Genomic DNA, 14,273 nt, shown 5'->3' with positions numbered 1-14,273 from the left:
GTGACGGTTGCCGCGGTTGTCGCGGCCGTCTCGGGTGTCGCGATCGTTGCGATCTCGCGGTTGTGACGGCGGGGTCCGGACCCTGCACGGCAGTCTAGTCGGACGCCTGTTACCGCGCTTCTCGATTCCTGATCGGTCGCGTCACCTGCCTGGCGACGCAGGACGGGATGCCCTCGGCCTGGCTCGCGCAATCGCGCCGGTAAAACGCTGGGCGGCACGCCGACCAGCTCGGTGAAGCGGGTGCTGAAGGTGCCCAGCGACGAGCATCCGACCGCGAAGCAGATCTCGGTCACGCTCAGGTCGCCGCGGCGCAGCAGCGCCATCGCGCGCTCGATGCGTCGGGTCATCAGGTAGGAATAGACCGATTCGCCATAGGCCAGCCGGAACTGCCGGCTCAGATGGCCCGCCGACATATGGACGCCCCGGGCCAGCGCTTCGACGTCCAACGGCTGGACGTAATCACGGTCGATGCGATCGCGGACGCGGCGCAGGCGCGCGAGGTCACGGAGGACGGTGTCGGCGGAAGTGGCGGGAGGGGCGGCGGGCATCGCCGTATGCTGCCATGCCCGCCGGGCAGGCTCAATCGGCGCCTGCCCGGATCGGCGCGCATGAATTGGCATCGGAGAGCCGATCGCCCACACTTCAGTCGTGAACTCGACTGGAGTCGGACATGGCCAAATCTGCCGCCATCGGATCGCTGCACCGCCGCCTGAGCCTGTCGCTCGGCAGTCTCGCGCTTCTTGTGGGATTTCTGGGCGCGTTCGGCGCCTGGACCGTCGTCCGCCAGCTGGCCAGCGAGTTCAACGAGGACTTGCGACAGGCTGCCGCCGCCATCCAGGCCGCCCCGCCCGCCATACCGGCGCCGTCGCACGGCAAGCCGCCGCCGGCGCCGCCCGTGCTGGTGCAGACCTGGGGGGCGGGGGACGGCGTCCGGCCGGGACACAGCAGCGCGCCATGGGTGCTGCTTCCAAAGGCGCAGCTGGGCTTCTCCGACGTGGAGGCCGGCGGGATCGTCTGGGACGTGTTTGCGCTGCAGGCCGGCGATGCCTACATGCAGATTGCCCAGCAGCGAGCGGTTCGCACGGCCAATGCCCGGCGGGTGGCGGCATGGGCGGCGATTCCGGTCGTGGTGTTGCTGCCGGTGCTGGTGTGGGCGATCCGCGTCAGCGTCAGGGACGCGCTGCGGCCATTGAGCGTGATCGGCGAGCGCGTGGCGCAGGCCGACCTGAACCACCTGGAGCCCGTCGATACCGGCACGGCGCCGGAGGAACTGCGGCCCTTTCTCGAATCGGTCAACCGGATGATGGTGCGGCTATCCGGGCTGATCGACACGGAGCGCAGCTTCATCGCGAATGCCGCGCATGAATTGCGGTCGCCGCTGACCGCCCTGCAATTGCAGGTCGAGAACCTGATCCACGCCCCGCGCGACCACATCGACGAGCAGCTCGAAGAATTGCGACGCGGCATCCGGCGCACGGGCACGCTGATCGCCAAATTGCTCGAACTGGCCCGCGCGGAAATCGGCACGCCGCGCGCGCTCGATAACGTGGCGGTGGCCGCTGTCGTCACCGATGTCGTGACCGACCTGCTGCCGCTCGCGATCGACCGCGGCGTCGACCTGGGCGTGGAGCGGCTCGACGACGTGCGGCTCGCCGCCACGGAGACGGATCTGCGCATGCTGATCAAGAACCTTGCCGACAATGCCATCCGGTATGGCGGCCGGGGAGGGCGGGTGGACCTGAGCGTGCGCCGCGACGAAAGGGAAGGCAAGGGCGACGGCAATGGCAATGGCAAGGGCGATGTCGTGATCGAAGTGGCCGACACCGGGCCGGGCATTCCCGAGGCCGCGCGTGCGCGGGTCTTCGAGCGTTTCTATCGCGGCGGCGCGACCGACGAAGAGGGCAGCGGGCTCGGGCTCGCCATCGTGCAGACGATTGCAGGCAATCTCGGCGGCCGCGTCGATCTGATGGGACGTGCGGATGGCCGGCCGGGACTGGTGGCGCGGGTGGTATTGCCGCTGCGAACCGCGCCCCCCGCGGCGAATCCGGCCACGCCGGCCACCGCATGACATGACGGGGCGTCTGTCCGAACGCGATACCACCGAAGGGCAGCGCGCTGCGGCGCGTGGCATCATCCGTCGGAGACCAACCCCTGATGGATGGACCATGTCCGACTTCAGCACCTCGCCGCTTCAGCAGAGCGCCGCGCCCGCGCTCTTTCGCGAGCACGAACTGTCGATCGGCCTCGTGATGCCGCTGCTTCGCGAGGGACAGGCGGTGCCCGACTATGCCGCGCAACTCGATCTGGCCCAGCGGGCGGATGCGGCGGGATTCCGTGCCCTGTGGGTCCGCGACGTGCCGCTCAACAGCGCGGACTATCCCGACCCGATCGGCCATCTCGATCCCTGGGTGTTCCTCGGGGGACTGGCCACGCGCACGCGCCGCGCGATGCTGGTCAGTGGTGCGGTGGTCCTGCCATTGCGCCATCCCTTGCATATCGCCAAGGCGGCGATCTCCGTGCAGGAGCTGTCTGGAGGTCGCTTTGTTCTCGGCCTTGGCTCCGGCGATCGTCCGCCCGAATACGCGGCGTTCGGGCAGGACGGCAACGCGCGGCGGGAGCTGTTCCGCCAGCATTGGGCGGTCGTCGGTGCGGCGGTCGGGCTGCCGTCGCGTGTGGTGCCGGATCGCGAGGCCGACGATGGGACCGCGTTCTACCTGCTGCCGCGCCAGCAGCGCGCAGTGCCATTGCTGGCGGTCGGTTCGGGCGGACAGAGCGTGGACTGGATCGCCCGGCATGCCATCGGCTGGATGACCTACCACCGCGATCCCGCTACCCAGCGGGACCGGCACAGCATGTGGCGCGCGGCCTGCGAGCGCTCCGCGCCGGGACGTTTCCGCGCCTTCGGCGTGGCGGTCCGCCTCGAATTGAGCGAGAACGCATTGGAACCGCCGACGGCATTGAATCTTGGATACCGGACGGGCGCGCAGCCTCTCGTTGCCATCCTCGAAGAGATGCGCGCCGCCGGCGTCCATCACGTGGCGCTCAACATCACCAATTCGCAGCGGCCGGTCGAAGAAGTGCTCGACGAACTGGCGCAAGCCGTATTGCCGGTGTTCCACGGGGCGGAGGACCGGTGACGGCGTACGGTACCGAATTGGGCTGCGCGATTACCTTCCGGTCGTACCGCGACGCCTGACCGCTGGTCTTTCATCCGGGCGCCGTATCGGGGGCGCCTCACCGATCGACCGCAGTGCGGCGACCAGCCACGCCACACCCGCGTCCATCATCGCGACGGTTGGCACGACAAGGCTGATCTTGAAGTCTCCGAACGCGGCCGGTGCATCGACCCACACGACGCCGAACCTGGCGGCATGCATTTCCACAAAGCGGCGGGGCAGGGCGGCGACGAGATCGGTCTGCGCCAGTACGGCCAGCGCGAACATGAAGTCCGGCACGGTCAGCGAGACGCGCCGCGCCAGGCCGTGCTGCGCCAGCACGTTGTCGACAAAACCATGCGGGTCACCCGCGTGAGACACGACCAGATGCTGCATCGCGCAGTAGTTCCCGAGTGTGGGGGCAGCCCGCAACGGGTGTCCGGCACGCATGGCAATGACGAAGTCTTCCTCGTAGAGCGTGTGCCGGGCGAAGCGTGCCGGGACATCGTCGTGCGGAATGGCGGCGATGTCGATGGCGCGCGCTTCCAGGTCGGCAAGGGCGTCGCGCCAGGCCAGGCCCGGCGACGCCTCGCCTTGGCGCGGCAGCAGTTGCCGGATGCAGATGTCGATGCCCGGCGCGGACTGCCGCAGTCTCGTCAACAGCGGAGGCAGGAAGACGGCCGACACGGCGTCGGGCGCACCGATCGTGAAGCGGCGGGTCGAGCGTCCGGCGTCGAACGGCGCCGCGCTGTCGATCACGCTTCGAATGCGTGTCAGCACGTCGGCGATGGGCGCCGCCAGTTCCATCGCACGCGCGGTGGGCACGACGCCGCGCGGCGTCTTCAGGAACAGCGGGTCGCCAAGCAGGCCGCGCAGCCGGCGCAGCCCATGGCTGACGGCGGACGGCGACAGGCGCAGCCGCTCGGCGGCGCGCCCGACATGGCGTTCCTCCATCACCGTTTCGAACAGCACCAACAGGTTCAGGTCGGCCCGAGAGAGATCGATCTGCTTCAGCATATTGCTGAAATCATATCGCTGGCTTCAGCGCCCTGAAAGCGGAAAATCCGGCCAACCGGCAAGACGCCGGCCCCGATGAGGCCGCGAGCCGACGAACAGGAGCTCTCCATGCCAGCGATCAGCGACAAGCCCATACCGCCCGAAGGCACCGGCCCCGGCACCGGCAACCGCAGCGGGAAACCCGTTGCCATGACCGGCGGGGCGACGCTCGATGCGCTGATCCAGCGCACCGAGGACCAGGCCAGGGCGTTCAACGCCGGCAAGATGGAGACCTGGTTCCGGCTGGTCCGATTGGCCGACGATTTCACCCTGATGCAGCCGTTCGGCGGGCCGGTGAACCATGGCTTCGATGGCAGCCCCGAGCGCCTGGAGCGGATGTCCACGCTGTTCCGCAACGGCGACGCGAAGCTGGAGCTCGCGCAGACATACGCTTCCGATGACCTCGTGGTGCTGGTCTTTGTCGAGAGGCAGCATGGCGAGGTCCACGGCCTGCCTCTGCAGGACTGGTCGTTGCGCGTCACGCAGGTCTATCGGCGGCACGGATCGGAATGGCAATTGGCCCACCGCCATGCCGATCCGCTGGTGCGCGAACTCAGCCTGGAGCGGACGGCGGCGCTCGCTCGGGGGGCCTGAGCGGGCGGCGATGGGCGCCAACTATGCGCGGCCCGCCGAATCGGCAGCCGGCGATCGCTGCAAGCGCGGGTTGTCGTGGTTCGCGGCCAAAGGTATCTTCTCCCCATGCCGAACCCCGACGCTTCCCCAAACGCCGAGTCCGTTGCCACCTTGTCCGGCAATGAACCGCTCTTCATCGTCTTCAACGCCGGCTCCGGCAGTGAAGATGCCGTGGAGACGCGAAGGAAGATCGAGGAACGACTGGACCAGGCGGGACGCGTCTATACCATCTTCACGGTCGATCGGCCCAAACAATTGCCGCAGGTCGCCGAGATGGCCGTCGAGCGCGCGAGACAGGCCAACGGCGTGGTGGTCGCAGTGGGTGGCGACGGAACCTTGAACGCGGTGGCGGCAACCGTGTTGCCAACGGGGCTGCCTTTCGGCATCCTGCCGCGCGGCACGTTCAATTACTTCGGCCGGACCTATGGGATCTCGCGGGAAACCGACGAGGCCGTGGCCAGCTTGCTCGATGCCCGCATCGAACCGGTACAGGTCGGTCTGCTCGATGGGCGGCCGTTCCTCGTCAATGCCAGCCTGGGGCTGTATCCGCAGCTGCTGGAAGACCGCGAGGTCTACAAGCAGATGCTCGGCCGGCGGCGCTGGGTGGCGCTGCTGTCGGCGCTCGTCACGCTGATGCGCACGCCCGCGCAACTGACGCTCGAGCTGCTATCGCACGGTCAGCAGCAGGTGCTGCGGACCCCGACGCTTGTGGTCGGCAACAACAGCCTGCAGCTGGAGCAGATCGGCATTCCGGAAGCCGCCCATCTGCAAGAGGGCCGTCTGGTGGCGATGCTGGCAAAGCCGGTGGGCACGCTGGCCCTGTACGGACTGCTGCTGATGGGCGCGATGGGGCGGCTCGGCGATGCGTCGCGCGTGATCAGCTTCGGCTTTGAAACGCTGACCGTGCGCGTTCGCGGCCGCCGGCGCATCAAGGTGGCAATGGACGGGGAGATTCACTGGACCCGCACGCCGCTGCATTTCTCGGTGTCTCCGAAGCGCCTGCAATTGCTGGTTCCGCGGGATACGAGCCGGTTGGATCGCTCATGAGCGCGGCCCGCGTCCTGCACCTGTCCGACACCCATTTCGGTACCGAGCAAGCGCCGGTTGTGGAGGCCGTGCTGGCGTTGGCACACGAGCTGATGCCGGAGGTCGTCGTGCTGTCCGGCGATATCACGCAGCGGGCGAGAACGGGCCAGTTCGCCGCGGCGCGCGCGTTTCTGACCAGGTTGGGACTGCCGACGCTCGTCATCCCCCGGCAATCACGATATTCCGCTCTTCAACGTGGCGGCCCGGATCCTCAATCCGTACGGCGGCTACCGGCGCGCGATCGGCAAGACGCTGGAACCCGTCTTCAGCAATGAACGGGTCCTCGCCATCGGCGTGAATACCACCAGGCCATCGCGACACAAGAACGGCGAGGTGTCGCGCGAGCAGATCGACCGCGTCTGCACGCAGCTTCGGCAGGCGCGGTCCGAGCAGCTGCGCATGGTCGTGGTGCACCAGCCGGTGCGCGCCGTCGTCGAGTCGGATACCGCCAATCTGTTGATCGGGCGCGATGCGGCGGTACCGGCGTGGGTGGATGCGGGCGCCGATATGGTGCTGGGCGGGCATATCCACCTGCCGTATGTGGTACCGCTGCCGACGAATTCAGGCCGCCGTGCCTGGGCGGTACAAGCCGGCACGGCAGTATCGCACCGGGTGCGCGGATCCATCCCCAATTCGGTGAACGTGATCGAGCACCACGTTGGAGATGGAAAACTCCATTGCCGCGTTCAGCGGTGGGATTACGACGCGCGCGGCGGGGCGTTCGTCACCGTGGATAACAAGGTCCTCGAACTCAGCCGGTAAGGGTGGTCGGGAATCGGCCGGCTTGCTCGCGGCATGACGATCGCGCGATCACGCCGCGCCCGTACCGTCACCGGTACGGATCGGGGTCCTTGCCGATGGGCCGCTCAATGACTACTCTTCCTGTCACACCAGATCGGGCGGAAAGAGGATGCCGTCGACCCGATCGACTTCAGCCCGAGCTCTCCCAAACCGTTCCGCTTCGCTTCTTCGCGACTGGCCTGCGGTCATTGCACGCCCGTAGCGCTGTCGGCCCGCGGCGATGCTCGCGCCCTTCACAAAGCCGGGGTAAAGCCAGCAAGCCGAAAGGAGCAACACCATGGGCATGATCGCGACCAGGGATGGCATCGAGATTTTCTACAAGGATTGGGGTGAGGGGCAGCCGATCGTCTTTCACCACGGCTGGCCGCTGAGCGGCGACGACTGGGACGCCCAGATGCTTTTCTTCCTCGGCAAGGGTTACCGCGTCATCGCCCATGACCGGCGTGGCCACGGCCGCTCGACGCAGGCGGCAACCGGCCACGACATGGATCACTATGCCGCGGACGTTGCCGCGATGGTGGAGCACCTGGATCTGCGCGACGCGGTCCATATCGGCCATTCAACGGGCGGGGGGCGAGGCCACCCGTTATGTCGCCCGCCACGGCAAGGGACGCGTCGCCAAGCTGGTGCTGATCGGTGCGGTGCCGCCGCTGATGGTCAGGACGCCAGCCAATCCCGGCGGACTGCCGGTCGAGGTGTTCGACGGCTTCCGCCAGCAGCTGGCGGCCAACCGCGCCCAGTTCTATCTCGATGTCGCCGGCGGGCCGTTCTACGGCTACAACCGGCCGGGGGCGACGGCGCAGGACGGCGTGATACGCAATTGGTGGCGGCAGGGCATGATGGGCGGCGCCAATGCGCACTACCACGGCATCAAGGCGTTTTCGGAGACCGACTTTACCGAGGATCTGCAGTCGATCGACGTGCCGACGCTGGTCATGCATGGCGACGACGACCAGATCGTCCCGATCGCCGACTCGGCCTTGCTGTCCGTCAAACTGCTGAAGCAAGGCACCCTCAAGGTCTACGAGGGCTTCCCGCACGGCATGTGTACCACGCATGCGGACATCATCAACGCGGATCTGCTGGACTTCATCACGGCTTGATTCCAGCCTCGACGACCCTGGCGCCGGCCGCAAGCCCGTGCCAGGAGGCGGCCCAATGCGCCCAGCCTTTCGCGGTGCCTAAGTGCCTGTTCGCCAGCGTCGAATTCCAGCGCTGTAGCAGACCGTCTATGTTATGAGTTGGCCAAAAAAAGAGCCGCGCTGCATAACACAGGAGACGAGGAATGAAGGCATTCCGCTGGATGCGGCAGGCGCTCGCCTGTCCAATCGGAAAGAGGGGCACCACGCCAGGAAGTCAGACGCAGTCCTTCACGCCACGCCGTCGCGCCATGCTGCTCACTACGCTGGCAGTGGGTCTGCTGGCCGGTGCCGTGGCGCCCGTGCGCGCTGACACCTGGCCCTCGCGTCCAATCCAATTGCTGATTCCCTATCCGCCCGGCGGCAGCGCCGATCTGCTGGCGCGTCCGGTCGCCGCCAAACTGCAGGAGCGGCTGGGGCAGCCGATCGTGCTGGAATATCGTCCCGGCGCCGGCGGCACCATCGCCACGCAGGCGCTGGCGCGCGCCAAGCCCGATGGATACACGCTGATCATGGTGCTCGCGGCCCACGCGATCAACGCCAGCCTGTATCCCAAGCTGCCGTACGACACGCGCAAGGACTTCGCCCCGGTGTCGCTGGTGGCCAACCTGCCGCTGATCGTGGCCGGCAGTCCGTCGCTGCGCGCCAATACCATCGGCGAACTGATTGCCGAAGCCAAGGCCGCGCCCGGCAAGCTCACGTTCGGTTCGGCCGGCAATGGCAATACTGGCCATCTCGCCGGCGAACTGTTCAACTCGATGACCGGCGTCAAGATGACGCACGTACCGTACAAGGGCAGCGCCCCGGTCGTGACCGCCATGCTGGCCGGCGAGGTGCAACTGACCTTCGACAGCATCTCCACTTCGATGCCGCATATTCGCAGCGGCAAGCTGCGCGCCCTTGCGGTGACCAGCGGCAAGCGGGCCGCGCTGGCCCCGGACGTCCCCACGCTCGCCGAGGCCGGCGTGCCGGGCTTCGACATCAACGGCTGGTACGCCATACTGGCCCCGGCCGGGACCCCGCCGGCGGTGGTGGACCGGCTCAGCAAGGAGATCGCCACGGTGATCGCCGAGCCCGGAATGAAGAAGCAGTTGGCGGCAAACGGCTATGAACCCGTCGGCTCGACGCCGGCCGCGCTCGGCGCGCATATCGACGCCGAGATCGACCGCTGGAGCAAGGTCGTGAAGGAGTCCGGGGCGCGGTGGGAGTAGGGCGCATCGCTGTGGTCCGTCGGCGGGGCGCCGCTGACCCGTATTGGTCCAGAACTTCTGGTCCGAACTTCTGGTCCGAACTTCTGGTCCGAACTTTTCCGTCGTACGTTATAGACTTGTCTGGACGCCTGACCGGGATGCTCGCCGGAGCGCCTTGGCGGCATGGCAAGTCAATGTCGAACGATGGGGGATGACATGGCCAAAGGTTATTGGATTGCGATGGTCGATATTGCCGATATGGCCGGCTATCAGAAATACATCGCTGCCAACAAGGCAGTATTCGAAAAATTTGGCGGGCGTTTTCTGGTCCGCAATGGCGAGAAGACCGTCGTCGAAGGCAATCCGCGGTCACGCGTGGTGGTGATCGAGTTCGACAGCTACCAGCGCGCGCTCGAATGCTACCGGTCGCCGGACTATCAGGCATTGATCGCGCTGCGTGCGCCTTGCTCCGAGGCGGATCTGGTCGTCATCGAAGGGTACGAATGACGCCCGTGCGATATGATTTGCGCTTCTTCGGCAGTCCTGCAGAGCCATTCATGTTTGCGTCGACTTTCATCTTTCGGGCGGGTCAATACGACCAGGGAATTCCATCGCCTCGATCAGCAGATTGCCGACGTGGCTCGCTCGATCCCTGGATACCTCGGTGAGGAGACCTGGGAAAACACCGCTGCGGGGCTGATTCAGAATGTCTACTACTGGGACACTGAAGAAGCGCTGCTCGAACTGATTCGACATCCCACGCATATCGAAGCGAAGGCCAAGCAATCCCGCTGGCTCGACGGTTATCGGGTGGTGATCTCTGAAATCAAGCGGGAGTATGGGGATGGCAAGCTGACGGGGCCGGTACGCTAGCGGTTCGTGCCGCCGCGCCCGTCAGGGCGGCGATGTCCAAGACATGCCCTAGCCGCTTGTGCTCCACGATGTCGTCTGGCCGGATCGTCTCGCTGCAGGGCAGGGCTGTGCCGTCGGCTCATAGCTCGATTCGCCCATCGGACGTTGAAGTCAGTCATAAGGGCCGGCGCATGGGCATTGGCGGCTTCCGGGCTATCGATCTCGCGCAGTCGCAGCTCCTTGAAGCAACCGGTCCTGCAACGTCCCATGCATTCGCTCCACACACGCCCCTTGGCCTGGCTCGAGTTGGCGCACAGGATGTCGATGTTCAGCTCGAACAGCGCGCGTCCAAACTGCGTATAGCCGCGCCCGTCCGGCCCATCCTTGGCATTGACGCGGAAGACGCCGGCCTTGTCGCTGTAGAACGCTTGCGGCTTGCCGTGCCGCTCGATGTAGGCTCTTGTGGCCTCGAAGTACGCGAAGGTCGATTCGGTCGGCACGAAGTGCAACTGCATCAGCTGACCGGTGGCGTCGTCGACGTAGACCAGCAGCGTGCAGGCTGGCGCCCGATCCTCGAACCAGCGGTGGTCGCTGCCGTCGATCTGGATCAGCTCGCCATAGCAGGCGCGCCGGTGCCGCGGCTGGTGCACCTTGGGCGGGCGCAGCTTGCGGGGGACCCAGAAGCCGGCGTCGATCATGATCCGGCGTACACAAGCCGGCGAGATCTCGATGCCATGGCGCTCGCGCAGCTTCTCGCAGGCCAGGGTCGGACCGAAGTCGGCATAGCTGTCGCGAATCAAACCGCGTATCCGGGCTTCCAGACCAGGCGGCAATTGATGGTGGCCGGGCTGACCAAATCTCCGAGACACGATCCCGCGGGGACCGTCCTGCCGGTATCGCTGTACGAGCCGCTCAACCTGGCGCCTGGAAATGCCCAGCTTCTCTGCGGCGCGCCATACCATCAGACCGTCTTCCACGACCGACTGGACTACCTTGCACCGATCTAGCTCGCGCATGCTCATGGTGATCGTGTCGGCTCGGCCCATGATCCCGCTCCCAACAAGGCTCCAGGGCGGCCAGCTTGGCAGGATCGGGCAAGTGCGACATTTGAATTTGTCCCAAGTACGACATTAGAAAAAACGGCCAACATCCGTGCGGCCGATAATACTTCTTATGTAAAATCTAGCAGAGTCCGTTGACGACATCCCAGTCGTTAGTGCTCCAACGGAAAGCTGTGCACTATTCCGACCGAATGCCGGCATGAAGAGCCCTACGGGCCACTTCTTCCCGAAGTGTCAATTGTTATGCAAAGCCACGTAAAACCTGCACTAAGTGCAGATACTTCTTTCACTGCCTGAAGTGCATTTGCTTTCGTACATATGCGCTTTCGCGAGCACAGGATCATCCTGCCCCCCTGATCGCTGTTATATCGTTGGGCGGCCAGCTCTACGACGTCGCTTATCGGACGCTCGGGGTTGGATAACCAATCCATGGGACGCAGGCCGCCCAACGCTTCCATCGGTCGTTGCATGAAGTTATGCACTGCCCAGCAACTGGCGTTTGCCTGCATGAATGGAGCGAGCGCTGCCCTCAATCGCCCGGGTTCCACGTCGAACTGCCAGCGTGGATAACGAAATTCGTGGGGTCTATGTGGTGCAGCCAGCGCGTATATCTGGCCGCTTTCACGTGCCACCTTGATAGCGCTTTGTGAACGGCCCGAATAGCGGGCTGCGTCTCCGAGATTTAGATTCTCAGATTTACTCAGTTCGGAGAGTATGTACTGTTCACCCCGAATACGGGCAGCATGCAAAGCATCCGACATAAGCTGTTTTCGAGAATCATTCATTCCGACGCCCGTACTGCAGGCCGAAAACGAAACAAGAGTCAAGTTCGCAGGCTGCCGCGTTCTCCAAGGTCGATCTTACGGCTACCGTTGGTCCGGGGCCGTCTCAAAGTAACCGTGCGCCGTCAGCGCTAATCGAGTCTGGCGCTCGTCAGTCGCACAGAAGAATCCACCACGGACGTTTTGCCAACCGTACCTATGCATGTACGACCAAGTCAACAGAGACTCTTTTTGCTCAGCCACCGTACGATCGCGGGTCCTCGTATCACGGGTCTCGACTAATCCTATAGGCGTATGCAGCCTTGTCCAAGCGGCACCGTGTCTTGACCCGTGTTGGCTAATACGCTGGCCTGGCGGACCTGCGGTCATGCCAACGTAGTACCTGCCTCCAGTAAGCTTCAATACATACAGGTAATATGTCCAGTCAGCGCGGGCGCTCATGATCCAGCTTTAACCAAGGGAGATAGCAGAACGTTGGCAAGGGTATTATACGGCTGCAGTAGGACACACCAGCCGACGCACTAGCCACCGCCAATCGCGTACTGAAGGTCCTTCGCAACCGTCGTCATTCAATCTCCCGTGCAGAGATGCTACCGCTAGCCTGCTAGGGTTCGAAATCGAAGTCGTCTGCCGCAAAGAGTTGCGAGTCACGGACACCGAAGGCTTCAATCTCGAAATCGTCTAGCCGCTCCCGCTTTAAGCGAAAGCCATTGTCAGTTGAGCGAAGGTGGTAGAACTTGATTTCGCCGAGTGAACCGGCCAATAGCTTGACGGTTGCGGTCACAACAGCCGGATCAGCGCGCAGACCGAAGAGAATCGACGCGATTCTGAAAGGCCGTTCCGCTCTTCCGGAGGTTTTCAAGACTGCGCGCCACTCCTTCTCGTAGCGCCACTGCCCTGCTTTTGCCAAGAAGAATTGCCTGAAGATTCGCTCCTTCGCATCCACTGATCGCGTGACCAACCAATCGTGTAAATCCGCCGTCTCCAGGTAGCGCGTCGAGTTGTAGTTCACGGGCGCAAGGAAGTTGCATCGGTGCGCCTCCGTGCTGTACTCGATGCAGACGCCGCGATGTTCATCGCCATAATGGCTCCACATGAGCGGACTATCCCAGCGCACGGAAAGCGAAAGCACACCATAGTTGCTGAAGATGCCGCCGACGTACTCTTTCACGTCTCTAGCCAGGAACCGCCGATACGCCTGAGATCCATCATTCCCATCGTCGTATCGGCCTCCATGTTCCGTCACGAAGTAGCGATACTCGCTGAGAGTCCTGGCTACCTTCTCCTTGGCCCTGTCCGGATCGGAGATGCGCGCTCGCCGCAACGCAAGGACTTTCCAAAGATGCTCCAGCTGTCCAAGATCGGCGTCAGGCTGGATTACTGGATCGCAGTCGAACGGATCATTGAATGACGCTGGCCGTGCGAAATAGACTTCGCCCTGTGCGAGCAAGCGTAGCGTGTTGGTCTCGAATTTGCGAAACTTAAAGAGGCTTGGCGGGATGCCTATCATAGGTTTTTCGTGTTGCGCTGGTCCACTGGGCGGGATCCTGCGACGGCGGGCGGAGTAGCCGACGACGCGATGAGTCCTTTGGCCTGCTGATACGCTTTCGTCTCGAACAGGAAGTCCGCGAGCGTCATTGCGCAGTTGACCGCAAGCTTGGCATGGTGGCGCGCGGGCTTGTAATTCGTGCCATGGCTGTCCGACATCTTGTTTCGCATTGTCCCGAGCCCTTGAATGATCGAAGCAAGGCCGGTGATGACTTGCCGCAACGCGTCAGAAATGTCCTTTCTGCTGGGATCAAGGTTCAGTAGCGAACGCACGCGGTTGAAGAGGCGACCCAAGTCGCCATCGAACGAGGGCGGTGGCTCATTGGCAAGCTCCTCCTCGATTGCAAGTAGCAGATGTTCAAGCAATGCACGCGCATTGGTGATGGCGCCATCGTAATCGCCAGCCTCAATCTTCATCCGGCATTTCTGGATTTGCGCGTCGATTGACGCGGCCGACCCTGCCGGAAGATCGTCCGGAATCGACTCAGCGAGGATCAGAGTTCCCTCGATATTCCGGGTTCTATAGCCAACGCCTTCGCGGACTAGCTGCACGTTGTCAAACGCGAGAAGCTCGTTGAGCTTAGCTACACATTCATCATGCGTCGGCGTGCCAGTTGGCACGTTCAAATCGAACCATAGGCGCGGGTCGGTGACCGCGGAGAGCAAATCCGCCATCGACGGTTTGTCCGCCATTGCCGTGAGCCTCTCCTTCGCGAAGACCGCGCGACTTGGAAATCCTGGCTCGTATACATCGCGAAAGCCGAATTGGTTGAAAAGATCGACCAAGTCCGTCCCCCGGCGATAGGGCCATCCATTGCCGCCGCAAACGATGTCCGCAAGTTTCGAAATGGTGTATGCAGAGAGCTTCATAAACGCCACCCGTGCGACAAGTTTCAAGGACCGATTGCATCAAACGCCTGCGCTCGGTGTAGATCTTGGTTCCGCGTTGGAGTACGGCCTTTGATGCCGG

At 64.1% G+C, this 14,273-nt stretch carries 10 protein-coding genes and 4 pseudogenes; 9 read left to right on the top strand and 5 right to left on the bottom strand.

From position 1 onward, the window contains the following. Nucleotides 1-109 precede the first annotated feature (109 nt). Nucleotides 110-548, bottom strand: a pseudogene (locus OJJOAM_RS23385) (helix-turn-helix transcriptional regulator). A gap of 122 nt (nt 549-670) precedes the next feature. Here OJJOAM_RS23385 and OJJOAM_RS23380 point away from each other — a divergent pair. Together OJJOAM_RS23380 and OJJOAM_RS23375 are read left to right on the top strand one after the other, a co-directional pair. After that, nucleotides 671-2,068, top strand: coding sequence for a sensor histidine kinase (locus OJJOAM_RS23380; RefSeq protein ID WP_422650021.1), 1,398 nt, complete (start codon nt 671-673; stop codon nt 2,066-2,068). A gap of 97 nt (nt 2,069-2,165) precedes the next feature. After that, nucleotides 2,166-3,137 carry a TIGR03571 family LLM class oxidoreductase gene (locus OJJOAM_RS23375; RefSeq protein WP_422650020.1) on the top strand — a complete coding sequence of 324 codons (972 nt, stop codon included), beginning with the start codon at nt 2,166-2,168 and terminating at the stop codon, nt 3,135-3,137. Nucleotides 3,138-3,167: 30 nt separating this feature from the next. Here OJJOAM_RS23375 and OJJOAM_RS23370 read toward each other — a convergent pair whose 3' ends face one another. Continuing rightward, complete coding sequence (locus tag OJJOAM_RS23370; protein WP_422650019.1) at nt 3,168-4,172, bottom strand: LysR family transcriptional regulator; 1,005 nt, start codon at nt 4,170-4,172, stop codon at nt 3,168-3,170. Nucleotides 4,173-4,280: 108 nt separating this feature from the next. Between OJJOAM_RS23370 and OJJOAM_RS23365 the strand changes: the two genes are divergently transcribed. The 7 genes and pseudogenes from OJJOAM_RS23365 to OJJOAM_RS23335 all read left to right on the top strand — a co-directional run bounded on the left by OJJOAM_RS23365 (nt 4,281) and on the right by OJJOAM_RS23335 (nt 9,933). After that, nucleotides 4,281-4,805 carry a YybH family protein gene (locus OJJOAM_RS23365; RefSeq protein ID WP_422650018.1) on the top strand — a complete coding sequence of 175 codons (525 nt, stop codon included), beginning with the start codon at nt 4,281-4,283 and terminating at the stop codon, nt 4,803-4,805. A gap of 105 nt (nt 4,806-4,910) precedes the next feature. Further along, nucleotides 4,911-5,891 carry a diacylglycerol/lipid kinase family protein gene (locus OJJOAM_RS23360; protein ID WP_422650017.1) on the top strand — a complete coding sequence of 327 codons (981 nt, stop codon included), beginning with the start codon at nt 4,911-4,913 and terminating at the stop codon, nt 5,889-5,891. Beyond that, nucleotides 5,888-6,692, top strand: a pseudogene (locus tag OJJOAM_RS23355) (metallophosphoesterase family protein). The gene OJJOAM_RS23360 and the pseudogene OJJOAM_RS23355 overlap by 4 nt, the downstream one beginning before the upstream one ends. A 316-nt stretch (nt 6,693-7,008) precedes the next feature. Next, nucleotides 7,009-7,834 (top strand): annotated as a pseudogene (locus OJJOAM_RS23350) (alpha/beta fold hydrolase). A gap of 287 nt (nt 7,835-8,121) precedes the next feature. Continuing rightward, on the top strand, nt 8,122-9,081 hold the full coding sequence (locus OJJOAM_RS23345; RefSeq protein ID WP_422650016.1) for a tripartite tricarboxylate transporter substrate binding protein: 960 nt from the start codon (nt 8,122-8,124) through the stop codon (nt 9,079-9,081). Nucleotides 9,082-9,276: 195 nt separating this feature from the next. Further along, nucleotides 9,277-9,567 (top strand): DUF1330 domain-containing protein, encoded by a 291-nt coding sequence (locus tag OJJOAM_RS23340; protein WP_149318345.1) that lies wholly within the window; start codon nt 9,277-9,279, stop codon nt 9,565-9,567. A 50-nt stretch (nt 9,568-9,617) separates the two neighbouring features. Beyond that, nucleotides 9,618-9,933 (top strand): annotated as a pseudogene (locus tag OJJOAM_RS23335) (antibiotic biosynthesis monooxygenase family protein). Here the strand turns inward: OJJOAM_RS23335 and OJJOAM_RS23330 are convergent. The 3 genes from OJJOAM_RS23330 to OJJOAM_RS23320 form a co-directional block, all read right to left on the bottom strand. Then, the gene (locus tag OJJOAM_RS23330) at nt 9,930-10,934 is read right to left on the bottom strand and encodes an ISNCY family transposase (protein WP_422650015.1); all 1,005 of its coding nucleotides are present in this window, start codon (nt 10,932-10,934) and stop codon (nt 9,930-9,932) included. The pseudogene OJJOAM_RS23335 and the gene OJJOAM_RS23330 sit on opposite strands and share 4 nt — an antisense overlap. A 1,425-nt stretch (nt 10,935-12,359) precedes the next feature. Beyond that, the gene (locus OJJOAM_RS23325) at nt 12,360-13,265 is read right to left on the bottom strand and encodes a DUF2971 domain-containing protein (RefSeq protein WP_422650014.1); all 906 of its coding nucleotides are present in this window, start codon (nt 13,263-13,265) and stop codon (nt 12,360-12,362) included. Next, nucleotides 13,262-14,200 carry an abortive infection family protein gene (locus tag OJJOAM_RS23320; RefSeq protein WP_422650013.1) on the bottom strand — a complete coding sequence of 313 codons (939 nt, stop codon included), beginning with the start codon at nt 14,198-14,200 and terminating at the stop codon, nt 13,262-13,264. Before OJJOAM_RS23320 ends, OJJOAM_RS23325 begins: the two co-directional genes overlap by 4 nt. Nucleotides 14,201-14,273 lie beyond the last annotated feature (73 nt).

The organism is Cupriavidus sp. H18C1, from assembly GCF_049311595.1.
Classification (GTDB): Bacteria; Pseudomonadota; Gammaproteobacteria; order Burkholderiales; family Burkholderiaceae; genus Cupriavidus; species Cupriavidus cauae.
This window is presented reverse-complemented; position numbering and strand designations above follow the sequence as displayed.